The following is a 24,146-nucleotide window of genomic DNA, read 5'->3' as shown; positions in this document are numbered from 1 at the left end:
GAGGGGGGAAATCGCATTTAATATATACCCAAGTGAATACGGCCCCCATCAAAATAGCTTGCCTATTCGATTAGAGTGAATGAACGCCGTCAACAAACCTATAGCTTCAAGTACATGGGTATATCATCCACGTAGATGTTTCAACACCGTTTCTTGATCTAAGTGTTGTTGCAATGGCTCGTAATCAATTCCTTTATCAAATACATATTCAGTAAGTAAGACTCGCACTTCATGGACTAACTCTTTTTGATCCCAAGGTTTGATAAAGAACCTATCCACTTGCGCAAGATTAATCGCATCAATAAACACTTGTTGCGTAGGACTCTGAGAGAACATCATTTTCTTGGTATGACGAAAACGTCGGTCTTTAGCAAGACTTTGCAGCCAATCGACACCATTCTGCCCTGGCATATTTTGATCCGATAACACCACGCAAGCATAACGACCATCTTGATCTAATTTTTCTAAACTCTCTTGCGCACTTTGGGCATCAGAGCAAATTTTGATTTTCACCCAATCAGAAAACTCAGCTAAGTCATGGGCTAATTGAAATAACATCTCTGGCTGATCATCGACACAAATAATTGTAAATTTGTCCATTTTCATCTCACTAATAAATTAAATTTAAAGCCGCGACTAATACAAAACTCAACGCAACCCCTACCAAGCCAATAAGCACTCCAATTTTAGCCATGTGCTGAGTTTTAATGTGTCCTGTTGCATGAGCCAACGCATTGGGTGGCGTACTAATGGGTAACGCCATGCCGAGCGAAGCGGCAAAAGTCACCACTAATATCAGCATAGCTTGACCACCGAGCACATCTAAACTCGCCATCGTGGCACCTAACGCCGCCATAATTGGCATTAACAAGTTGGCGGTAGCGGTATTCGACATAAAGTTCGCCATCAATAAGCTCAACAATGCTGCGCCACCTAGCACCACATAAGGCGAGAATTCACCAAACGGAATACTGTATACCACCAACGCGGCTAAGCCACTTTTATCGAGAGCAAGACCTAGGGCGATACCGCCAGAAACTAGCCACAACACATCCCATGAAATCTTCTTTAAGTCTTCTTTGGTGATAATCCCAGTGACTAAAAACACCGTAACGGGGATCATAGCAACCGTGTAGGAGTTCATGCCGTGACTACTGCCCATCAGCCATAGCACAATCGTCAAAATAAAGGTGACATACACGATAATGGCTTGAGGTGTTTTGAGGAACTTACCTTTGATATCCAGTGTAATACTGCGTTGCTTCGCTGGGAATAATCCCAAAATCAGTGTCCATGCAATCGCCATTAACACAACCACAAACGGCACCGCAAACGCCATCCATTCACCAAAAGAAATCGTGGTCGTCGATTGTAAATACTTCAATGCAATCGCATTCGGTGGTGTACCTATTGGCGTCCCTATCCCACCAATATTCGCCGCAAGTGGAATACACAAGGCAAAGGCAGTACGACTCGGATCATCCGGTTTCAATAGCACCATTACTGGCGCCAGAATAGACAGCATCATTGCTGTAGTCGCGGTATTGGACATAAACATCGAGAACATTGCGGTAATCAACATTAAGCCTAAAATCATAAAGCGAGGCTGTTCACCAAAAGGCTTAAGTAAAACTCTGGCAAGGTTAATGTCTAGACGATATTTGGTTGCTGCAATAGCCAGAAAGAAACCGCCGAGAAACAGCATAATAATGGGGTTAGCAAAGGTCGCCATAATATCGGTGTGATTCAATATCACGCCGTAATTATCCACCGCTTGCTGATTGGTAAACCACACAATGGCTTTATCGGAAATCAACAATAATTCAAAACAGATAATCGCAACCGACGTCGCGTAGATTGGAATCGGTTCTAATATCCAACTTAGTGCTGCAAATAAAAATATCGCCGCAACGCGTTGCTGAATAATAGTCATGCCTTCAAATGGAAATGCAGAAAGAGGTAGCAATAAGGTGATCAAAGGGATCATAATTGGTAATAAATAACGAAGATTCAAACGCATAGTCTTTACTCTATTGGTAAGGTCTACCCATCATCGATCGGCTACTTGATCTTAATATAGAACTAGATCAATGATTTTTACGTTATTAGCTTTACGTTATTCAATCTGTGACCAGATACAAAAAAAGGCGGCATACGCCACCCTTTCGATAAACAATTTTTGCAACGAACTTTTAACGTTTCTGAGCTTGTTTCTTCAACTCAAAATCAAACTCATCAGGGAAGACAATCACGCCCTCTTGCTCTGCATTTGGAAAAACGACTACCGATAATTCATCATCTTCTAAACCAGTAGTCCAACGGCTGTGCCACTTATTGAGTGAAATGGCTTCTGGCTTACAATTTTCCCAATCATCATTCGCCCACGCTTGAGCAAATTCTTCATTTGGCCAGACTGGTACGCAATCTTCATCTTCGGTATTTAACATCACGCAGCCATCTTCATCCACCAAAATCCAGATTTGACGGTTAGCAACCACTTCTTTAATGCAGTAAGTAAAACGCTTTTCGCTATCAAAACTTAAAATCTCTTGAACGCGCTCATCACTCAGTACTTTTGTCATATTTTTCCCTTATTAAATAAAAAAGACGAGTTATCCACCCGCCTTCTTAATTAATCTTCATCGAACATCACTAGTAAATAGATTATTTAGCGAGCTCTGTTTGCAACCAAGGCCAACCTTGCTTCTTACGGCTTAACGTGTTTTCCATGGTTAGAGAACCGTCTTTAACGTGTTTCTCAAGCTTAGCAGACCATTCCCCTTTGAATAGTAGCTCAGTCGTGCTAGTCGTGATGTCAGTCAACATAAGCGCGGCAAATGCTAGGCCGTCTTCTTGACAACGACGCTCAAGGTCGGCGTTCAAGTCATCAATCATGCCGTCAACTTGTTCCATTGTCGCAAGCTCTACTTGGCCTACTACCACGTCACGACCATTGAATGGGTATGCTTTTAAGTCTTTCTCAACTAGCTCTGCTGCGCTTAGACCTTCGATGTCGGTTTTAGCAATTAACAAATTCTTGATGAATTCGTCTAGGTTGTCGATACCCGCGATTTCAGCAAGCTCTTTTACTGCCGCTTCATCTTTTGGCGTACAAGTTGGAGAAGCAAAGCCTACTGTGTCAGATAAAATTGCTGACATCATAAGAATCGCATAAGGCTTCTCAATTTTTGTTTCTTCCATTTTGAATAAATTGAACAAAATCGTACAAGTACAGCCAACAGGCCAGATCCAAGCTTCTAGTGGGTTTACTGTCATCACATCGCCTAGACGGTGGTGATCGACGATACCAACGATTTCTGCTTCAGCAATGTCATCTGGTGCTTGTGAAACATCTGTGTAATCCACTAACCAAACTTTTTCACCTGCAACGCCAGTACACATTTCAGGTTGCTCAAGGCCCGCTTGCTCAAGAATGTATCGAGTTTCACGGTTTAATTCGCCTTGACGAACGGGTTTCGCTTCAAGACCACGGGCTTTTAAAAGCTCAGTGGCAACCAATGCACTACAAATGCTATCACTATCTGGGTTTTTGTGACCAACGACTTGGATCATGTATTTTCCTATTACGACTATTTATACTCAGGATTCTTCCAGCTATTCAGCAGAAATATTTTGCCCGCTACTTTACCTGATTTTCAAAATTTGTCATTGCTCAACAGACAATTTAGTAACCAAAAATTCATGACAAATGTATATTTAAAAAATTAATCGCTTTTTGCTCTGTTTATCAGCAGTGATCGATAGTAATAGTGAACAAGGCATCAAAACTGCAGTTTATTGCTTGTCAGATCTGACAAATGCAACCTATTGTGTTTCTAAGATTATTTTAAAGGTAAGGAATCACGATGAAATTTATTGCAGACCATATTATTGAACTCAACCTACTACTTCAATTCGATCCAACTAGCCTACAAACTGGCATTAAAGTACATAACGACGCGGCACCAGAGCTGCAACAAGCGGCAAAGAGTTTGTTTGATAAAAACCTATGCACCCTACCAGACGGTGGTTACCTAACCAGCGAAGGGATTGAACTTGCCGAGCACGCATTAAAAGTACTGAATGTGCTGTCTTCTAAGGCGTAAAGATTAGGCTTTCCTAAACGCTTTAATCAAAACTTTTACAATGGCAGCGTCTCTCATTTCAGAGGCTCTGTTTTTTGTGTTTAAGCAAAACAATATCAACCTGTCATCCTGAAAAGTGAGGCACGAACGCAGTTCAGGATCTCCTACCTCTTACCATAATTTGAATAACAACGCGCTGTAGGAGATCCCGCATCTTCTTCGCTTAGGCTCATGTGCGGGATGACATCGATAGGAAAATTGGTTTATTTACTAAATAACTCCAGCACATAAGGAAAAGAGCAGAGTCTTCGAATGTCGTGAGTTGATCGCTTAACTAACCACAACGTACAAATGATGAACATAGGATCGTATATAAACATCAAGGTAATACTATTTTAATCGCACAATTTCGGTAGCACTACAGTTAGTAAGATGCTCTGTTCTTAAATTCGATGTTAATAAATGATGTCATATTGGGTGGATACATAGTTAAGAATTGAGGTAGTGTTTAGAAATCTGTGTCAGTTATTTTCTTATATTCGAAAGTTCTCATCTCTCTCCCTTCTGCTCATATCACATAACGCCAACATGTACTCGTTAGGTAATTTCATTCACTCCACTTAGCCTTAATGTGTTTGCCTGAGCCCTTTCCAAAGCTCTTCCGATCGATCATTTTTGCTTTAAAATCGAAATCTTTACTAATTTTTACGATGAGCAGTTTGTTGAAATTACCGGCTCGCTTCACTAGTACAGCATTGTTGGATTTAAATGGACTAATTGTTTTTATTTCGACGAAATCGTCTCCCAATTTACCATCAGATCCTTGTGTATACGGTTTATGCCTTTTGATTCCGTATTTAGCCTCACCGAATAGCTCACCAAGCTCTCCATAAATTGGTAGGTGGCGACCTGTTACTTCGAAGTAATTTCGGGCGGTTTCAACCAATTCATCTAGCAACTCCCAAAGCTCTAAAGTTGTTGGATTCTTTGGCTCACAACCAAAATCCCAACCTGCTTCATCATCAACAAACTCTTCAATGTTATCCCATTCAGGCTCCCAAGGGTTATAACCACAGGCAGCAGCATCCGCTATCTGCTCAGGGCTAAAGCCCTCATTATGCATATCGTGCAGAAAATCCCAATCACTCATATATTACTCTTACCTAACAATTTATTAGACAAATCGCCTAGTATTTCAGTCTATCATTCCACTCATTTTTTCATCCAACAAGCTAAACATCTAAATTGATTCGGAAAATCAAACTTATCTCATAATTAACTAGTATGAAATACATAAAAATTCGTATGGTTCCTTAAATCCAACTCATACAGATAAGTTGTATAAGTAGCCAACTTACACATCATCCTCACTCAAAATTTGCCGACAATTACGAACGGTTAATATTCGAATTTCGTGGCTTAAACTGTAGATAATACGGTAGTGACCAAAAATAATTTCACGGTAATTTGTATTCGGTATTTCAGGAACAAAACGCCCCATTTTAGGTATATCCCCAAGCAATTCTGTTTTATCAAAAACTTCATTGACCCATTTTTCAGCAGCCGATGGATTATCTAAAGAAATGAACTCTGCTGCGTCACCAAGTTTTTGAAGTGCTAATGGTGACCAAACTACTTTCATTTCTTAATGCGCCCTAATACTTGTGAACGCGCATCTTCATTTGAAACACCTAGTCCTGAAGCCAATTGAGCTTCTGCGGTACGCATTTCTTCAAGTAGTTCGATTTTTTCTTGCATTGCTTCATACTCTGCAACATCGAGAACAACGGCGACACCTTTACCACGTTGTGTAATGACCAATGGGCGACGAGTCTCATTGATTTGTTTTATGTAAGATGCAACACCAGCACGAAACTCAGATAGCGGTTGAATATCTTGATCGAAATGAATACGGCTCATACTGAACTCCAATTAGTACAAAATAACGTACAAACAATAGTTCACCTAAACGTTATTAGCAAGAACTTGATATTGTCTTATAGCCACTTAATAGGTGAGATAATCCGTCATCCTGAATAGTGAGGCACGAACGTAATTCAGGATCTACTTAAAGCGCATTGAATCGTTTCTACAGATGATTTACAGCGCGTGATAAGTAGATCCTCGATGTCGCTTAGGCTCCTCAAGGATGACGAAATCTTTCATTCCGTGCCACGAGTGAAGTATGTGATGGTAAAGAATTTCCTAAAGTGTATTGAGATTCAACTGTCTGAATAACTTACACTCGGAAATTTTAAAACGAAACAAAAAAACGCCTCACTCCAAAGAAGTGAGGCGTTTTAATTTCAAAGTAAGGCTTTACCCTACTCTACCGTTTCAAGCTCTTATGCTTGGTCGGTTTTATCTTTTGGGCCATTGCCAAAACCACGTAAACCAACGACGTGTACGTGTTCGTGATCTTTAAACACTTTACGTACCAGTTTGTAAGTGGTGCCTTTTTCTGGGCTGATGTTTTCCGGTGCGGCAATTAATAATTGCATGTCTAGACGGTCACATAGCTCAAATAAGGTATTGATGGATTTGGTATCCAGACGTGCGGCTTCATCTAAGAAGAGTAGACGACACGGCACAATATCTTTACTGCGCAGACGGCGTGATTCTTCTTCCCAACTTTGGATAACCATCAACAAAATTGACTGACCAGTACCAATCGCTTCACCGGTTGATAGCGCGCCAGATTCAGCTTGTAGCCAACCTTCTGAACCACGGTTCACTTCAATGCTCAACTCTAAGTAGTTACGGTAATCTAGTAACTCTTCACCAAGAATTTGCGGTGAACGCTGACCCATATCGATATGTGGGTTCACACGTTGGAACAGTTTCGCCATCGCTTCTGAGAAGGTTAAGCGCGGGTTATCAAACAAGTCTTGATGTTGGTCTTGTTGCTCAGCCAAGCCAGCTAATAGCGTTTCATGACTTTCACGAATACCGACATTTAAGCGCACGCCGCGTACTTGACCAAAGGCAATGTTCGACAAGCCTTGGTTAAGCATACGAATACGGTTTTGCTCACGTTGAATCGTCTTCTTGATGATATTGGCCACTGAGCTTGAGCTAATTGCCAGACGGTTTTCACGTTGCGTTAGCTCTTCGGTTAAACGAGCCAGTTCCACTTCCATCTCTTCAATCGCTTCAACTGGATCACTAGTGTGAATAATATCCTGGCGAATACGCTCACGTAGATGTTGGTAAACCGCGATGTAGAACAATACTTTGCCTTCTGGGCGAGCATTATCTTCTGAGCCGCGTAGCGCATCACGTAGGGTTTCATTGTTGGCAACCGCTAAGCGCAAGGCACCGAGAGATTTATCCGACATTGAACGCAGTTCGTTATCCGAAAGGTAGGCTAATTCACGGCGATGCAAGCGACGCTCAACATCATTTAAACGCGCTAAACGTAGCACCGAACACCAACCTGCTTTGGCGTTCACCACAAACTTACGTAGGTCTTTGTACTCTTTTTCGATTTTCTTAACGCGTTTGGTTAGCGTCTTCATTTCCATATCAGTCGCGGTAAGAGTGCGTTCAAATTCGCTCTTACGTTGACGAGATAAATGTAGACGCTCATACAATTCGTTTTTACGTGTTTCTGCACGCTCTACTGCGCCGATATCTGGCGTTACGCCATAGTCTTGCAGCTCTTGTTTGAACTCTTGTACGGTTTCCAATTTAGCTTGATGCGACGATTTCAAAGAAGCCAATAATTGATTGTATTGGTTCATTTGGCCTTGTGCTTGTTTCAAGCCTTCACGGCTACGTACTTTCGCTTGCTCTGCTTGCTCAAGTTTGCGTTTTAGTTGCTCGCTTAATTCACTGCTTTGATCCAGTAGAGAGACTGAATCAGAGTAAGCAAAGTAATGACGACGTTCATGCAAATCGGCCAAAGCAAACAATTGAGTTTTCAATGTTTGTAGGTTTTGATCCGCTTGCTGATATTGTGCTTGCAGCGCATCAAATTGCTCTGGATCCGCTTCTAGGGCAGACAACATGTTCGATAGCTTCTCGGCTGCTTTGCCATGTTGTTGAGCAAACGATTTGTATTGAGATAGTTGCTCAAGCTTGTCGTTAATTTCTTCTAAACGCTCGGCTAGGCTTTCATCTTCAATGAGATGCATCACGTTAGCCAGTTTATCTAACTGAGCTAGCGCCTGCTTGGCCGTTTGCATTTGGCTACGTTGCTGCTGGTCTTTTTCATCCAGTGACGCCAATTGACGAACCACTTGATTTAAACCATCACGCACTTCCGCCAGTTGCTGCTCTGGGTCGTCGTTAAACGCAATATGAATGTGTTTAGAAACGAACTCGTTATAGCTTTGGTATAGGCGTTGCAGCTTCTGTGAATCAAACGCCGCTTTGGCATACTCTTCTGCCACTTGTTCACGCTCTGCACGTAACAACTCTAAACGTTGCTCACGGGCGGCACGGCCAAATAGTGGAATCGAAGGCAGACGAGAATAACGTAGCTGACGGTCGTTTAACTGAACGCATACCGCGCCATCTAGTTCATCGGCGTTGAAAGTGCTGTCATCAAACGCATCCACATCGCCTTCAATGATGTAAAGATCTTCTGGGCAATCATCTAAATCCACCAGCTTTTCTTTAATGCCATCTAGGTCCGACACAACAATCGCATGACGAGATGGGCCGTACATCGCACTGAAATATGGCGCATCTTCAATGGTGATGTCATCGTAAATTTCGGATAACAACACGCCGCCTAGACTATCTGCTAAGCCTTTTAGACGAGGATCATTTGAACCAGATGGTGACGCTAGACGCTCAATATCGCTATCTAACTCATCACGACGAGCGGACAAACGCTCTTTCGCCATGGATTGCTGTTTATCTTGCTCAAGCACTTGTTGCATTTGTGCCATCACTGCGTGGCCATCGGTTAGCTCAGCGTCGGTTTGTGATTGTAGTTTTTCTAGTGCTTCACTGGCTGTAATCCAGGCTGGTGCTTGCTTTTGCAGAACTTGAATTTTCGCTTCAGAATCTTGTTGAGAACGACGTAAGTCACCACGTAAATCGCGCAGTTCTTCTTGTTCACCGGCGAGTACATCAAGTTGCTCTAAGTGACGCTCACGTTCTTGCTCTAATACCATTTCATCATCAAGGCGAATCTGGTATTGAGATTGGTATTGTTCAACTAGTTCAGAGGCTTGACGCTGCTCGTTTAAGCTACGCTCTAGGTCACGCTGTTGTGCGCGCCATTGTGATTCATTGTGTAACCATTGCTGAGCTTGTTGAGATCTCTGTACCGCCTCTTTAGCATGTGACAGAGCTTCAGTACGAGCCACGTCACCAACAATGCTTTTCACTAACTCAAGTGCTTGCTCAAACTGCTCTGCTGCCGCTGATGACATATCGAGCTTATGTTTTAACGATAACAAAGTAGATGTACTTTCCGCTTCTTGTTGTTTCAATTCAGACAATTGAGCCTGAGCATTCTCCACGGTTAGGTTGTCATTACCTGTCAGCTGTTGCGCTTTTTCTAATGCTTGCACCGCTTGTTGATATTGCAACGCGCGAGTTTGTTGTACATCCAATGCTTGTTGGTAATCGGCGAGTTGCGATTTCAAGCTATCGACTTCTTGTTCAGAAACTTCAGCTTGTTCTTCAGCAATGGCAACTTGCTCTGCCGCTTCTTCCACTACCATGATTTGTTCTTCTAAGCGTTCACTTAGCTCTTCCAAATCCTCTTGGTAGCGTTCAATTTTTTCTTGCTGACGAATCGCGGTTTGCACCAATTGTAGATGGTCAGCAGCGGCTTGATGGTCTTGCTCTAAACCCGATTCTTGATCGACTAATTGCTCAAGTTCTGCTTGTACTTGCGTCATCAATTGCATTTGCGAAGTTAGAGTACTACTCGATTGATTCAACTCGCTGCGCAGTGCTAACGCTTGATCAAGCTTAATACGACGGTCATTGGCATGGCGCATGTAATCTGCTGCCACGTAGTGAGTCGATTCAGTAATTAAGTGCTTAAACAAGTCACGGTCGGCTTGCGTAGTTTTGATGGCTTCTAGCGTCATGCGGTTTTCACGCAACGCCGATTCCATATCCTGGAAGGCTTTCTTCACGCCGCCATTTTGTGGCAATAAGTAGTCACGTAATGAACGAGTGATCGCGCTTGAAATACCACCATACAAAGAGGCTTCGATTAAACGATAGAACTTAGAGCGGTCACCGGTGTTGCGTAGTTTCTTAGGCAAGACGCCCATTTCAAACATCACGCTATGGTAATCAGCAACGGATGAAAAGGCTTTAATTTGCACGCCTTCATATTCCGCAACTTTGTCTTTTAGCTCGTTGTAAGTTCGAACGCGAGCTTGGCCGTTTTCTAAGCTTTCAATTAACACATCGGTCGGTTTGACATTGCTTGGTAGACCTTGGATAAGAATCGGTTTGATATCCACTTTCTTATCACGACCGGCCACTTGTTGCAGTTTTACGGTAAACAACAAGCGTTGATGACGTGAATTAACAACATCAAGCACAGAGTAACAAGTACCCGGTTGCAGTTTACCGAATAGGCCTTTATCACGAGACGCTTGTGAACTTCCCGCCTCGGTGGTGTTACGGAAATGCAGTAAGCTTTGGTCGGGAATCAATGCCGTGATGAAAGCCGCCATGGTCGTCGACTTACCCGCACCGTTACCGCCAGAAAGCGTGGTCACTAACTCATCAATATCAAAAGTACGAGCAAAGAAGCCATTCCAGTTGATCATGGTTAGCGATTGATATTTACCTCTTTCGATCATATTTTCTTTCGTGATCATAGGTCACCTGCTTTCTGTTCTTGTTCTGCTTGTTCTTGCTCGGCAAAGTCTTCTAATTGTTCGTCAGAAGCATCTTGTTTATCCTGACTATCATTTGCTTTATTGGGGTCAACAGCTTTTGGGTCAAGCACGGCTTCACCATCACGAATCAAGCGTAGTTGCGCTTCACGAACATCGTCACCGACACGTACATCAGCACCAAAACGGAAGACGGCTTCACTGATTCTAAATTTCTCATCATCACCGACTGGCAATACCATACCGATACGACGTAGACGACGTAGCGAAGTCCGCACTTTTTCAAAGAGCTTTTCTTTATCCAGATCCGAACCGGTTGCGCGGTTAGTCACCAAACGCATCAGTTTCTTTTCATCGGAAAGATTGAGTAGCTCTTCGTATAGTTCTTGATTGGTGAAAATGCCTTCATGGGCGAGACGCTCTGGGCTTAAATACAAAAAGCACAAGATTTTACCCACCAGCATATCGAGTTCCGATAACACGCTGCGGCCAATAAATGAGGTTGAACGTGGACGTAGGTAAAAGAATCCTTCTGGTGCACGAACCAGTTCCGCATTATAACGCTGATAGAAAGCGCCAAGTTCACCATCAAAATCACTTAAAAAAGCGTAGTTATCCATATCATCACTTGAGATATGGCGACCCGCACGCAATTGACTATCAAGCGATGGGAATAATGGGTTCGCTAATGCTTTTACCAATTGTTCTGGCATGTAAGCATCTTGAGAGTTGTCAGTCTCTTGTGAATAGCTTGTATTTTGAGACAGATCGGCGCTGTGCGCCTCGTAATTAATATTGATCGATGACATTCGCTTGTACCTTTGCTCCAAAATCGTTAATCGCTTTCCAATCCGGCTGAATGGCTTGGTAATCCGATTCGGAATACCCCATTCTTACCGCTTGGTCGATCACCATTCTGGTTAAATCAAAATGTTGCGCGTGAGAGTGCTGCGCAAGGTAATCTCGTAGTACCGAGCCTAAATCAATCGGCTGACCGGTTTCTTTATGTTGTTGAAGCATGTTGGCGACGCGCTCACTCAATTCATCATCAACGGTTGTTAATTCTTCGTATTCCACTTCGTCTGGAATCTCACCTGTCACTTCATCATCACGTAGTAACATGGCTTCATCCCGCATATCACGTAGACGCTCGGCATCGGCGTAGGTTAAATACCATGGCATATCAAAGTAATCAGTCACAGACTGACGCAAACGCTGACTAAAGGCACGGTTTTGATCCATATCGATAGCCGTACGGATAAATTTATGTACATGACGATCGTAACCAATCCACAAATCTATCGCTTGCTGACCCCAACTAACAATACGGTCGAGTTTGGTTTGCAATGAGAACAAAATGGCGTCAATGAAATCTAAACCTTCTTGGTCATAGATAAGCTGCTGAATATCAAGCAGTTGAGTTTGTAGTTCATCCCCTGCCGCTTGTAATGTATCTTGCAATTCATTCAGGGTAGTAGAGGTTTCAGTCAGTAGGCTTTCACAACTGCTGATCGCATCACGCCAATCTTGGTTTAGTAATTCAGCAATTTGGTTTTTAATTCCCACTTGCTGATCATCCATAACGCGCTGGTTTAAATCGATACGGTCGAAAATTTCACTTATCGAATATTTCAGTACGCCATAAACATGCTTTTGCCATTGCCCGATATCTGAAGCGTCATTTGCAGCGTCTACCGCTTTCGACATTTCATCGGCAACCATAGATAACTGAATGGATAACTTAAGCTTTGAGAATTCACGATGACGAACGTAATAATCGGTAATCGAAACCCCAAGTGGCGACATACGGTAGATGCTCGCACCGTCATTTAATTCACTGACAAAGCGGCTCATCAACCTTTGAGAGACTAATTCATTGATTGCGTTATTAGCGCGAAATGCCGACGCTTCACCTGTTTCATCAAACATGTTAGTGACAATTTTAAATGCGTCGTGCAATTCCCCTTCGCCAAGCTCTTCATCAAACTTCTCATTGCTTAATACGGCAATCGCAATCAAAAACGCTAATCGCTCAGAAGAAAGATTCAATGAAAAGTCATGTTGCTTCACCCAGTTGACCAATTCATCGATGGGCTGTTCACCTATCGTTTTGTCCTCAAGCGGCTGTCCGCCTGTCGACGGTTGAAGTGGAGATTGAGTTATTTCACTCATTATCATTCCTGTATTTACTAATGACTCTCGGACTATTCGGCAGCATGAGGCTTTTGTGCCCACACATGAATATAGCGCCCAAGAGAAAGATAAGGCTCTGTGCGGCATAACTGCTGTTCTAATGCCAACACATCTTCTGGCCCATACTCGCCCATGTATTGTTGGTTTCCGATATAGTCGTTAAAGCATCGAATACCTGATTTACCACAAATGTCGAAGCCTGCTGATTCTATCCATTGATAGACCTCTTCCGGCAATAAGCCACTTTGAGGCTGCAATTTAAAGCGCTTGCGATGTGGCATTCCCTGTAAAATGTGAGGAATATTACCACAAGTTACATTTTTCAAAACTAAACCGTGATGATTATAAAACATCACTGAAATGATGCCGCCGGGTTTCACCTTTTCAAGTAGGCTTGCTAATACTTGTTGCGGATTTTCTAACCATTCCATAACGGCATGAAATAACACCAAATCCGATTGCTCAGTTAAGTGCTCATCGAGGTGTTGAATAGCAGAATGAACAAAACGAAACTGCGAAGATAAACCATTACTATCAATATCTTGCTGAGCTAACGTTAACATTTCGTTGGAAATATCACACAGAGTCACTTGGTGTCCAAGCTGAGCAATTTTTTGCGACATTTGAGCTAATCCGCCTCCAGCATCGAGCACAGACAAAGCGTTTTTTTGCTGTTGTAAACGGCTTAATGCTTGCTCAATATCTTGCCAAAGGATCACTTGACGAATATCACCTTTATCCGAACCATAGATGTTTTTAGCAAATTTATGCGCGATATCATCGAAATTTCGATCATTGTCCATTTTTTTTCATTTAAGATAACTGAATTTTACGTGTATTCTGTCACAGCAATTACAGGAATAAAGCAATTACTCCGTTTTACCTGCTGAATGATGAATTTTTGGGCTATTTAAAATGTTTGAACTGAAAAAATTAATTGGTGCTCTGATCATGCCTTTACCAGCCTTGCTGATTATAGGTTTTATTGGCTTATTTCTGATTATGTTCACTTACAAACGTGGATTAGGGTGTTTATTCACTTTTGTTTCTTTAATGGGGATCTTTCTATTTTCATTCCAACCCATTTCTACTTCATTATTGAAACCGACCGAACGTGCTTACAAAGCTTTTGTACCCGTAGATGGCTCCGTTGACTATGTCATGGTATTGGGAAGTGGTCATATTGTTGATAATGACATTCCAGCAACATCGGAATTGTCTCGTAATGGTTTGATGCGTCTTGCCGAAGGTATCCGTATTTTAAACCTCTACCCTGGTGCAAAATTAATTTTGTCAGGTTATGACGGTGGCACATCAGTAAGCAATGCGCGAATGATGGCTAATGTTGCCGTGTCATTAGGGGTTGCGAAGTCGGATATTATCTTATTAGAAAGCGCTCAAGATACTTGGGATGAAGCACATCAAGCAGCAGGTTTCGTTGCGGATAAACGTATGGTTTTAATCACCTCTGCTAGTCACATGAAACGTGCAATTGTTGAGTTTAAAAAAGCCGGGCTTGAACCTATTCCTGCACCAACCAATTACTTAGCTTTTGATGATATTAAGCAACCATGGGATAAGTATTCTCCACAAGCGAAATATCTTGAACAAAGTGAACGTTATTGGTATGAGCAACTAGGTCGTTGGTGGTCTTCACTGCGCGATACACTGACTAACCAAAAGAACTCTGGTACCACTACAATATTAGAATAACGAGATAATACTCGAGCAATCGATAACGTTGTCGCTAACATGCGATGTCCGTTTAGTCATAAAAATGCCATATCTGATTGTCAGGCATAGCATTTAAGACTAAAATCGTAGCTCATATATTCAAGCATAAAATACAGAATAAAATTAAGTCGCTGATTGAAGGCGACTTTTATCTTTTTAGATTAGAATAAATCCGGCGAAAGTGTCGGCATAAAGGAAATTCACTATGGCTACAATCAAAGATGTCGCACGTATTGCAGGTGTTTCCACCACAACAGTGTCACATGTCATCAATAAGACTCGCTTTGTTGCAGAAGCAACTCAAGAAAAAGTCATGGCCGCAGTGAAAGAACTGAATTATGCCCCAAGTGCCGTTGCCCGTAGTCTTAAATGCAATACCACCAGCACTATTGGGATGTTGGTAACACAATCTACTAACCCATTTTTTGCCGAAGTAGTGGATGGTGTAGAAAGTTATTGTTACCGCAAAGGTTATACGCTAATCCTATGTAATACAGGTGGTCGCGCTGACAAACAACGTGATTATATCCGCATGCTCGCCGGCAAACGTGTTGATGGTCTTTTAGTGATGTGTTCAGACTTAGATGCTGATCTACAAGAAATGCTAGACGGTCACCCTGATATTCCTAAAGTTGTTATGGACTGGGGCCCAGAAAGCTCTCAAGCGGATAAAATCATCGATAACTCTGAAGAAGGTGGCTATTTAGCTACTCGCTACCTGATGGATCAGGGCCATAAAGACATTGCTTGCCTCAGTGGTCATTTCGAGAAAGTCGCCTGTAAAGAACGTATCTCTGGTTGTAAGCGCGCATTAGCGGAAGAGGGTTTAACGCTTCCAGAAGAGTGGTTACTTGAAGGTAACTTTGAGTGTGATACCGCAGTAATTGCTGCAGATAAAATTCTTGCGATGGATAAAAAACCAACCGCAGTTTTCTGCTTTAACGATATTATGGCACTTGGCTTAATGAGTCGTTTACAAGAAAAAGGCATGAAAATACCAGAAGATATCTCAGTGATTGGTTACGATAATATTGATATCTCACCTTACTTTTCACCACCTTTGACTACAGTTCACCAACCAAAACGTCGTTTAGGTAAAAATGCCGTAGAGATTTTATTAGAGCGTATTAAAGATAAAAACCACGCTAAACAAACATTTGAGATGTTCCCTGAGATTCTTGAACGTTCTTCGGTAAAATCTCTGAAATAGTAGTAACCTTAAACAAATAATGAATAAAAACCAACGCTGATGTCGTTGGTTTTTTTTTGAAATTTTTTAGGCTTATCATCTGTCTATATTTTTAAGTTAAATTTCTCTATCCATTTTGTATGAGGATATATATGAAACGTCTATTACTTAGCTTCGCTTTTCTCACCCTCCCGCTGCTTTCTTCTGCTAAAGATGGCTCTATTCGCCAGTTGGATTGGCAACAAGTTGAGCAACAAGCAAAAGGACAAGATGTGTACTTTAATGCTTGGGGTGGCAGCCAAGAAATTAATAACTATCTTCGTTGGGTTGCGAAGCAAGTGAAGCAAAAGTATGGCGTAGCACTTCACCATGTAAAAGTTTCTGACATTTCCGAAACCACTACTCGTTTACTCGCTGAAAAAACTGCCGGAAAACACTCTGGTGGTAGTGTCGATATGGTTTGGATTAATGGTGAGAATTTCAAATCAATGAAGAATAGTCAATTACTCTACGGCCCTTTCACTTCAAGCTTACCAAATTGGCAAAAAGTCGATTCTAGCCTACCGGTTACTCATGATTTTTCTGAACCAACAGAAGGATTGGAAGCACCTTGGGGAGTCGGTCAATTAGTCTATATTCATGATCAAAAAAAATTACCGGCCCCACCACAATCAGCAAAACAATTATTCGATTATGCTAAAGCACATCCAGGACGTATCACTTACCCTAAGCCACCTCAGTTTCATGGCACTAGCTTTTTAAAAGCCTTACTTATAGAGCTCTCTGATGAAAAGAGTGCGCTATCTAAGCCTGTTGATGAAGATTCATTTACTCAAATAACTCAACCTTTATGGAACTACTTAGATGCGATTCAGCCTTATCTATGGCAACAAGGTCGTCAATTTCCAACCACTCAACCTGAGATGCTACAACTGCTTGATGATGACCAAATCGATATTGCGATTACTTTTAATCCGAATGAAGTTTTTTCTGCCCAAGCAAGCGGCAAATTAGCGCCAAGCACTCAGAGCTACGCATGGAAAAATGGCGCTCTGTCTAACATTCATTTTCTCGCTATCCCATGGAATGCCAATGCAAAAGAAGGCGCATTGGTTGTGATTAACTTTCTACTCAGCCCACAAGCACAATCACGTAAAGGGGATATCAATGTCTGGGGCGATCCATCAGTATTGCAAGCCAAATACTTAACAGGTAGCGCTCATAAAACCATACTATCTCCCTCAATTGAAGAGCCTCACCCTAGCTGGCAAACCGCCCTAGAACAGGCTTGGATTGAGCGATATAGCCGATAACAACGAATTAAGGAAACTTATGCAAAGCAAGCAAAGACGTATGCTAAGCATCGGTTATTTACTGGTGATTTTGATCTGCTTTTTCCCTCTTCTTCCGGGGGGGGTAGGCATGGTGATCCCTGCTTTTGGTATTATTCCACCGCTTGGTCTGAATATATTCACTTTGGATGGATTCATATCAGCCATCAACTGGCCGGGAATTGAACGTTCGATCCTGCAAACTATCATGACCGCGGTCGTCAGCACCGTCATTGCCACCATCATGAGTTTTGCCATTTTACAAGCCTATTGGGGGAGTCGTTCATGGCAGCGAATCGAGAAGATATTATCCCCAATCCTCGCGCTACCTCATGTCGCTTTTGCGGTGGGTTTTCTATTCTTATTCTCTGATACTGGTTGGTTAGCCCGCCTTTTAAACTTAATGGTAAGTAATACTTATGGTGAACTCCATGCATGGTTTACTTGGCTTTACTCTTTACAAGATAATATTGGTATTAGCTTAGCCCTTGCTCTGGCCATTAAAGAAACGCCTTTTTTGTTATTAATGAGTGTCGCGATACTAAACAACTTAAAAGTCGAACAAACACTGCAAGTCACGCAAGGCTTGGGATACTCTGTGGCTCAATCATGGTGGAAAGCGATTTTCCCTCAATGGTTGCATCACATGCGCTTTCCACTTTTCGCTATCATGGCTTATTCCTGCTCGGTGGTTGATGTTAGTTTGATTTTAGGTCCCATTAACCCTCCGACATTTGCGGTATTAGTATGGCAATGGTTTAACGATCCAGATTTATCTCAACTCCCAAGAGCGGCAGCTGGCGCTTTTCTCATGTTTTTTTTATGTTCTGTTTTAATTGGCCTCATTTGGCTAACAGAACATTTAGTACTAGGAAAATTTCGATCTTGGTTAACCTCTGGCCGAAATGCTTCCTTGCCCATAAAACCTTATTTCTTTCACCTAATCGCCATCATTAGTTTATTGACCATTCCGGTAATAATCATTTGGACGTTTGCACTACGCTGGCCATACCCAAACCTACTGCCTACATTTTGGAGTATTCGATTTTGGTTAAGTGAATGGACCTATATTCAAGACACCATTTTAACCAGTGTTTGGCTGGCGCTATTCAGCTCTGGGACAGCTCTAGTGCTTACCCTGATTGCTCACGAATATCGCCATCATTTTCGTTACCATATTCCAATGTATGTGATTGCCTTGCCTATGTTGGCCCCTCAACTCTCTTTACTTTTTGGTTTACAAATCATCAGCCTTTGGATTAATCAACAATATTATTGGTTGTGGGTAATATGGGCACATATCTTTTTTGTTTTTCCTTATGTTTATCTATCTTTAGATGGACCATGGAAAAGCTACCCTAGTCGACTATCTCAAACCGCAGTAAGCCTCGGTGTTTCACCACTAAAGGTCTTCTTCACAATAAAGTTACGTACCCTTGCCAGTGGGATATTATTTGCTTGGGCGATGGGGATAAGTGTAAGTTTAGCGCAATATTTACCAACGTTAATGTTAGGTTCAGGAAGAATAGTTACCTTGACCACTGAAGCCGTTGCGTTATCCAGTGGACATGACCGCAGAGTAATTGCACTTTATGCATTATGGCAGGCAATACTACCCTTTATTTTTTTCAGCTTAGCGCTTATCGGTAACCGTATTTTTCAGCGCCGCTATAAGAAGCAGGAGCCACCTTCATTATGAGTTTGTCATTAGAACAACTATCTATTTTTTATCGGGCATCAAAAGCATCCGAGTCGGAAAAAATACCACTACTTAACAACCTCAATTTAAGTATTGCCCCCAGTGAGATAGTCACCTTAATGGGCCCAAGTGGTTGTGGTAAGTCAACATTACTTAATGTTATTGCAGGGCACCTTAGTCAAGAGTTTTATTATGAAGGTAGAGTAATGTTAGATAAACAAGAGATTCAAACTAATGAACCTCATAAACGTTCAATCGGCATACTATTTCAAGATGACTTACTGTTTCCACATTTGAACATATGGGAAAACATTGCATTTGCTCTGCCAAATAATATCAAAGCAAAAAAAAGAAAATTAGAAGCTCTAGCAACCTTAAATAAGGTTGGATTATCTGATATCGCCAATTCTATGCCACATCAAATTTCAGGTGGACAAAGAGCCCGAGTCAGCTTGATTAGGATGCTAAGCTCGCAACCTAAGGCAGTTTTACTCGATGAGCCATTTAGTAAATTGGACCCCGAACTGCGAGTTAACTTTAGAGATTGGGTGTTTAAACAATTAGCTGCAGCTCAGGTTCCAACATTGATGGTCACACATGATAAAACCGATGCTCCTCTCAACGGAAAAATTATACATTGGGAGCAATTTACCACGGAGAATGCCAATGCTTGATAGGTATGTTATCCCACTAATAAAACGCCCATTAGACACCTTGGCAAAGCAATGCGTTCAGCGCCATATAAAAGCTGATCACATCACGCTAGCAAACTTTCTAATTGGTCTACTCTCTATTCCCGCATTATGGGGTGAGCATTACCTTCTTGCTTTATTATTCATCGTATTGAACCGTATAGGTGATGGTCTTGATGGTGCGATCGCGAGACAGACACAAACCTCTGACGCCGGTGGTTTTCTTGATATTTGTTTGGATTTTATTTTTTACGCTCTGATCCCATTTGGTTTTATCTTAGCTAATCCAGAACAAAATGCACTTTGGGGAGCACTATTGATTGTCAGCTTTGTGGGCACAGGTAGTAGCTTCTTAGCATTTGCTTCTATTGCGGGCAAACGAAATATTAGCAATCCGGTTTATCAAAACAAATCTTTATATTACATGTCAGGTATTGCAGAAGGGACCGAGACCATAGGCTTTTTTATTGCCTTTTGTCTATGGCCTGATCTTTTCCCAATACTTGCTGCCATCTTTGTTGCATTATGTTTTATTACCACACTCAATAGAATTTTGGCGGGTTATCGAACTATTCAATCATCGGAGATTCAGCAGCAAAAAGAGGATAATTTATGAAAATATTCAGTGCGGGTAACCCTGTTGAAGCTCATATTGTTTGCGAGTTACTCAAGAGCCATCAAATTGAGGCCAAGGTGCATTCAGGTGAGATTTTCAGCTTAAAGGGGGAAATTCCACTAACTAATGACACCGATCCCTATGTTTGGCTACTTGATGCGCAAGATGAGGAAAGCGCTAAGCAACTAATAGAAGATTATGAAAAAGAAGAGTTGAGAGCCAATTGGGATTGTCAACAATGTGGAGAAAATATTGAAGCTCAATTTGCAGTATGTTGGAATTGTGGTCAAGCAAATCCATCACAAGATCAGAACGCATGACCACCGAGATTAGTTAAACTTACTGGTTTAAGATTGGCTGTTTTGCTGAATAAAAGCTAAAGAGTATTGATTAAACTCTACCGGTTTTTCAACATTACACACATGCCCACAACCTGGAATCTCAAGTAAGTGGCTAAATTTATGCTGCTTTACCATCTCTTTCACTGGGCGGATAAACATGTAATCCATCTCTCCCATCAGATAAAGAGTTGGGATTGGTAACTCACGATCTCTGAAATAACGCATCATAGGATTAACATCAACCGATAGCTTAAACCAACGTTTAAACTCTTTCTGGCAAAGTTTTTTAGCTTCTCGGATAAATAAATGACGGGATTCTTTTTGTCCGCGCTGTGGCATAATAATGTAAGCAAATAATTTATATAGCCACATATAAGGAATAATATTTTTACTCCAATAGCCGAGCTTAACTAAAAGTTGTGAGCGGACATCAAGTCGCGTCACTGCCCCACCAAGCACCATACTTTGGACTTTCCCTGGCGCAATTTCAGCTAGGTTTCTCACTAAGATCGTTCCTAAAGACATGCCAACACAATGTGCTTTTTTAATATTAAGATGTTCTAACACGTTCAGAATATCTATCGTTACATCTTGGAATGAGTAGTGCTTTGAAATGATATCCTTGAGTAATTGATTTGAGCGCCCATGCCCTCTTAAATCAATCAGAAGTAAATTGTAATACTGACGGTAGTCTTTAATTTGTTTGAACCATAGAGACGAGCTGCCGCCAGCACCATGAATAAATACAACCCATTCTTGGCTAGTTGGATGCAAATATGTTTTATGAAACAAAAGCTCTTTTGTCATAATAAAAATACTACGTCTTATGGTTAAAATTTATCTGTTGATTATACCATACCAAACCCTTTCTCTGCGTTTTTTACTAAAGTCTATTATGTGAGTTTATGTTGCATAAAAAACACTTTACCTCATGTTAGCTTGAGGTTTTATCTTTGTCTTAAATTCATTCAAGCCATCAATCAAAGGAATGTGTATGTACTTAGAACATGTCAATTTAGTCGTGAGTGATGTTCCCGCCATGATTCACTTTTATCAAACTGCGTTTCCTCATTGGACAATCCGCAGCGAAGGTGATGATGAGTGGCATGGAAAGCCAAGGCACTGGTTACATCTAGGCGATGATTATCAATATCTCGCCATCAGTAATCATGGTGAAGGGCAAAACCGAGACTTAGATGGTTACCAAGTAGGGTTAGCACACTTTGCTTATTCGGTAGAGAACATAGATAGCATAATAGAAAGGTTAGTCAGTAACGGATACCAAATAGCGAAACCCGGAGCAGAAAACCCATTTAGGAAAAACGTTTACTTCGTTGACCCTGCTGGATTTGAAGTTGAGTTTGTTGAATACCTAACCGATATTCCAAGTGAGCGAAACAACGATTTATAAACCAACATAAAAGCCAGTGTCAAAATGAGCACTGGCTTTTGTGTTTAATACCCTAATAACTTTGGTATATACGAACATGAACTATTTGCGTGAACAAGTCCACTTACGCATTCAAAGAAGCGTTGATATCAATTAGCACTTGGTTTGGCTCTTCTGCTTGAGTAATTGGACGACCAATAACTAAGTAATCCGAACCGGCAGTCATTGCTTCAGCTGGTGTCATGATGCGGCGCTGATCGCCTGCTGCACTACCTACAGGACGGATGCCTGGAGTCACCAATTTAAACTCTTGACCGAGTTCAGCCTTTAAAATCGAAGATTCATGAGCTGAGCATACCACGCCATCTAAACCACTTTGATGAGTGAGCTTAGCAAGACGTTTCACTTGCTCTTGCGGAGCCACATCCAGCCCAATACCCGCAAGATCCGATTGCTCCATACTGGTTAGTACTGTTACCCCAATCAATAATGGGCGATCTTTACCGTAAGATTCAAGGATTTCGCGTGATGCCGACATCATACGTTCACCACCACTGGCGTGAACATTGACCATCCAAACGCCCATTTCTGCCGCCGCTTTAACCGCTTTCGAACAAGTATTCGGAATATCATGGAATTTAAGGTCTAGAAAGACTGAAAAACCTCGTTTATGTAATTCACGCACAAAGTCAGGGCCAAATAGAGTAAACATTTCTTTGCCGACTTTTAAGCGACATTGGGTAGGATCAATATTATCCACGAAAGCTAATGCATCATTTTGATTTTCATAATCTAAGGCAACAATCACTTTTGGGTCTAACATTGGTTTTCCTCTCAATAAATTAAAACGAATTTTAGCGTTATTTTGTGCAAAAAAGGTACGAATTATTCACCATCTAAACCACGTATCGGCTTAATGGTTCCCCACCCCTTACAAGATGGACAGTGCCAGTAAATAGAATGAGTAGCAAAGCCACACTGACGACACTGATAATGAGGCTTAGCTTTCATTTGCACCCCTACCATCTCTTGTAAGGTTGTCAAACTGTCTTTTGCTCGGCCCTCTTCAGCTTCGGCAATATGGTAGTCAATCAGTCGATAGAACCCTTTCATCGTTGGGTTCTTTATTAATTGTTGGGTTAACAAGGTTTGCGCAGCGGCAATACCTTCGTGTTGGGCGACCATTTGAGCGAGCATTAACTCAGCAGATACGCCAGCTTTCTTAGCGATGCACTTTTTCAAGAACTCTAGCATTCCTGATTCTTGGTCAATTTGGTAATAACAGTCTGCTAAAGTTGGAAGAATTTCTGAAATATAATCGATGTCTTGCTCAATAACCTGCTCTAAGCATTGAATGGTTTGCTTATAGTTATCCGACTCAAGATAAATATTACCTAATGCGATATTAGCGCGAACACATTTAGGATCTTCAGTTAGTGCTCGCTTAAAGTAGAGAACTGCTTTTGATGTGTTGGTTAAGCTCAATTCATGCATGGCGATCTCACACCAATAATGAGCAATGTCACGACGCATTTTCTTACGTCCCATCGCGACTAAGTCATCGCCATATTTAATGGCTTTATTCCATTCGCGAGTTTGCTGATAGATGGTGACAAGTTGCTGAAGGGCTTGTTCTCTATGTTCAGGCTCTTCAATCAATTGTTCAAAGATTTTCTCCGCACGGTCAAAAAAGCCCGACACCATATAATCTTTCGCTAACTGTTGCAGTGCAAGATTTTTTTGATCAACCGTAAGACCATCACGAGAAATTAAGTTTTGGTGTATGCGAATAGCGCGATCGACTTCACCACGTGACCGAAACAGGTTACCCAAGGCTAAGTGAGTATCAATCGTTTCATCATCAACTTGAAGTAGTTCGATAAAGTGGTCAACGGCTTGATCTGATTGTTCAGACAATAGGAGGTTTAGACCTCTGACATACTGCCTAGAGATCTGATGAGATTGTTCTTGCTTATCATGTCGAGCACTACGATTACCCATATACCAGCCATAAGCAGCGGCGATGGGCAATAGCAGAAAGAGTAGCTCTAGCAT

The 24,146-nt window shown here is 41.7% G+C and carries 23 protein-coding genes; 9 read left to right on the top strand and 14 right to left on the bottom strand.

Annotated features, from left to right (window positions below):
* Window positions 1–123 precede the first annotated feature (123 nt).
* The 4 genes from ACE3G9_RS05330 to ACE3G9_RS05315 form a co-directional block, all read right to left on the bottom strand.
* On the bottom strand, window positions 124–600 hold the full coding sequence (locus ACE3G9_RS05330; protein ID WP_417878798.1) for a response regulator: 477 nt from the start codon (window positions 598–600) through the stop codon (window positions 124–126).
* Between the two features lie 10 nt (window positions 601–610).
* Window positions 611–2,020, bottom strand: coding sequence for an SLC13 family permease (locus ACE3G9_RS05325; RefSeq protein WP_417878797.1), 1,410 nt, complete (start codon window positions 2,018–2,020; stop codon window positions 611–613).
* A gap of 172 nt (window positions 2,021–2,192) precedes the next feature.
* Window positions 2,193–2,582, bottom strand: coding sequence for a DUF2750 domain-containing protein (locus tag ACE3G9_RS05320; RefSeq protein WP_417878796.1), 390 nt, complete (start codon window positions 2,580–2,582; stop codon window positions 2,193–2,195).
* Window positions 2,583–2,664: 82 nt separating this feature from the next.
* Complete coding sequence (locus ACE3G9_RS05315; protein WP_417878795.1) at window positions 2,665–3,573, bottom strand: manganese-dependent inorganic pyrophosphatase; 909 nt, start codon at window positions 3,571–3,573, stop codon at window positions 2,665–2,667.
* 293 nt (window positions 3,574–3,866) lie between these two features.
* Here ACE3G9_RS05315 and ACE3G9_RS05310 point away from each other — a divergent pair, with 293 nt between their 5' ends.
* Window positions 3,867–4,106, top strand: a complete 240-nt coding sequence (locus tag ACE3G9_RS05310) for a TIGR02647 family protein (RefSeq protein WP_417878794.1) — start codon at window positions 3,867–3,869, stop codon at window positions 4,104–4,106.
* A gap of 586 nt (window positions 4,107–4,692) precedes the next feature.
* Here the strand turns inward: ACE3G9_RS05310 and ACE3G9_RS05305 are convergent.
* The 7 genes from ACE3G9_RS05305 to cmoM form a co-directional block, all read right to left on the bottom strand.
* The gene (locus tag ACE3G9_RS05305; RefSeq protein ID WP_449218627.1) at window positions 4,693–5,235 is read right to left on the bottom strand and encodes a hypothetical protein; all 543 of its coding nucleotides are present in this window, start codon (window positions 5,233–5,235) and stop codon (window positions 4,693–4,695) included.
* Between the two features lie 204 nt (window positions 5,236–5,439).
* The gene (locus ACE3G9_RS05300; protein WP_449218626.1) at window positions 5,440–5,727 is read right to left on the bottom strand and encodes a type II toxin-antitoxin system RelE/ParE family toxin; all 288 of its coding nucleotides are present in this window, start codon (window positions 5,725–5,727) and stop codon (window positions 5,440–5,442) included.
* Entirely contained in the window at window positions 5,724–6,005 is a 282-nt protein-coding gene (locus tag ACE3G9_RS05295; protein ID WP_027696103.1) for a type II toxin-antitoxin system Phd/YefM family antitoxin, read from the bottom strand. Before ACE3G9_RS05295 ends, ACE3G9_RS05300 begins: the two co-directional genes overlap by 4 nt.
* 425 nt (window positions 6,006–6,430) lie before the next feature.
* Window positions 6,431–10,870, bottom strand: a complete 4,440-nt coding sequence (gene mukB, locus ACE3G9_RS05290; RefSeq protein ID WP_449218725.1) for a chromosome partition protein MukB — start codon at window positions 10,868–10,870, stop codon at window positions 6,431–6,433.
* Between the two features lie 14 nt (window positions 10,871–10,884).
* Window positions 10,885–11,619, bottom strand: coding sequence for a chromosome partition protein MukE (mukE, locus tag ACE3G9_RS05285; RefSeq protein WP_449218724.1), 735 nt, complete (start codon window positions 11,617–11,619; stop codon window positions 10,885–10,887).
* Window positions 11,620–11,695: 76 nt separating this feature from the next.
* On the bottom strand, window positions 11,696–13,078 hold the full coding sequence (gene mukF / locus ACE3G9_RS05280; RefSeq protein WP_449218625.1) for a chromosome partition protein MukF: 1,383 nt from the start codon (window positions 13,076–13,078) through the stop codon (window positions 11,696–11,698).
* Window positions 13,079–13,110: 32 nt separating this feature from the next.
* On the bottom strand, window positions 13,111–13,902 hold the full coding sequence (gene cmoM / locus ACE3G9_RS05275; protein WP_417878789.1) for a tRNA uridine 5-oxyacetic acid(34) methyltransferase CmoM: 792 nt from the start codon (window positions 13,900–13,902) through the stop codon (window positions 13,111–13,113).
* 112 nt (window positions 13,903–14,014) lie between these two features.
* Here cmoM and elyC point away from each other — a divergent pair, with 112 nt between their 5' ends.
* From elyC to ACE3G9_RS05240, 7 genes are all read left to right on the top strand, one after another.
* Window positions 14,015–14,812, top strand: coding sequence for an envelope biogenesis factor ElyC (gene elyC, locus ACE3G9_RS05270; RefSeq protein ID WP_449218624.1), 798 nt, complete (start codon window positions 14,015–14,017; stop codon window positions 14,810–14,812).
* 226 nt (window positions 14,813–15,038) lie between these two features.
* Complete coding sequence (gene purR, locus ACE3G9_RS05265) at window positions 15,039–16,043, top strand: HTH-type transcriptional repressor PurR (protein ID WP_417878787.1); 1,005 nt, start codon at window positions 15,039–15,041, stop codon at window positions 16,041–16,043.
* A 131-nt stretch (window positions 16,044–16,174) separates the two neighbouring features.
* Complete coding sequence (locus tag ACE3G9_RS05260; RefSeq protein ID WP_417878786.1) at window positions 16,175–17,335, top strand: ABC transporter substrate-binding protein; 1,161 nt, start codon at window positions 16,175–16,177, stop codon at window positions 17,333–17,335.
* 19 nt (window positions 17,336–17,354) lie between these two features.
* Window positions 17,355–19,052 (top strand): ABC transporter permease, encoded by a 1,698-nt coding sequence (locus tag ACE3G9_RS05255; protein WP_449218623.1) that lies wholly within the window; start codon window positions 17,355–17,357, stop codon window positions 19,050–19,052.
* Window positions 19,049–19,726, top strand: a complete 678-nt coding sequence (locus tag ACE3G9_RS05250) for an ATP-binding cassette domain-containing protein (RefSeq protein ID WP_449218622.1) — start codon at window positions 19,049–19,051, stop codon at window positions 19,724–19,726. Before ACE3G9_RS05255 ends, ACE3G9_RS05250 begins: the two co-directional genes overlap by 4 nt.
* Entirely contained in the window at window positions 19,719–20,360 is a 642-nt protein-coding gene (locus tag ACE3G9_RS05245) for a CDP-alcohol phosphatidyltransferase family protein (protein WP_449218621.1), read from the top strand. The genes ACE3G9_RS05250 and ACE3G9_RS05245 overlap by 8 nt, the downstream gene beginning before the upstream one ends.
* Window positions 20,357–20,680: a putative signal transducing protein gene (locus ACE3G9_RS05240; RefSeq protein WP_417878783.1), complete on the top strand. Its 324-nt coding sequence runs from the start codon at window positions 20,357–20,359 to the stop codon at window positions 20,678–20,680. Before ACE3G9_RS05245 ends, ACE3G9_RS05240 begins: the two co-directional genes overlap by 4 nt.
* Before the next feature lie 27 nt (window positions 20,681–20,707).
* On the opposite strand, the gene ACE3G9_RS05235 is transcribed toward ACE3G9_RS05240, so the two are convergent.
* Window positions 20,708–21,508: an alpha/beta fold hydrolase gene (locus ACE3G9_RS05235; RefSeq protein WP_449218620.1), complete on the bottom strand. Its 801-nt coding sequence runs from the start codon at window positions 21,506–21,508 to the stop codon at window positions 20,708–20,710.
* A 187-nt stretch (window positions 21,509–21,695) separates the two neighbouring features.
* Here ACE3G9_RS05235 and ACE3G9_RS05230 point away from each other — a divergent pair, with 187 nt between their 5' ends.
* Window positions 21,696–22,112, top strand: a complete 417-nt coding sequence (locus tag ACE3G9_RS05230; RefSeq protein WP_449218619.1) for a VOC family protein — start codon at window positions 21,696–21,698, stop codon at window positions 22,110–22,112.
* A 103-nt stretch (window positions 22,113–22,215) separates the two neighbouring features.
* On the opposite strand, the gene pyrF is transcribed toward ACE3G9_RS05230, so the two are convergent.
* Together pyrF and lapB are read right to left on the bottom strand one after the other, a co-directional pair.
* Window positions 22,216–22,914: an orotidine-5'-phosphate decarboxylase gene (gene pyrF, locus ACE3G9_RS05225; protein ID WP_417878780.1), complete on the bottom strand. Its 699-nt coding sequence runs from the start codon at window positions 22,912–22,914 to the stop codon at window positions 22,216–22,218.
* A gap of 62 nt (window positions 22,915–22,976) precedes the next feature.
* Window positions 22,977–24,146: a lipopolysaccharide assembly protein LapB gene (gene lapB, locus ACE3G9_RS05220; RefSeq protein ID WP_417878779.1), complete on the bottom strand. Its 1,170-nt coding sequence runs from the start codon at window positions 24,144–24,146 to the stop codon at window positions 22,977–22,979.

The organism is Vibrio sp. E150_018, assembly GCF_053544035.1.
Note: the sequence above shows the minus strand (reverse complement) of the source record. Positions and strands in the feature narration are given on the sequence as shown.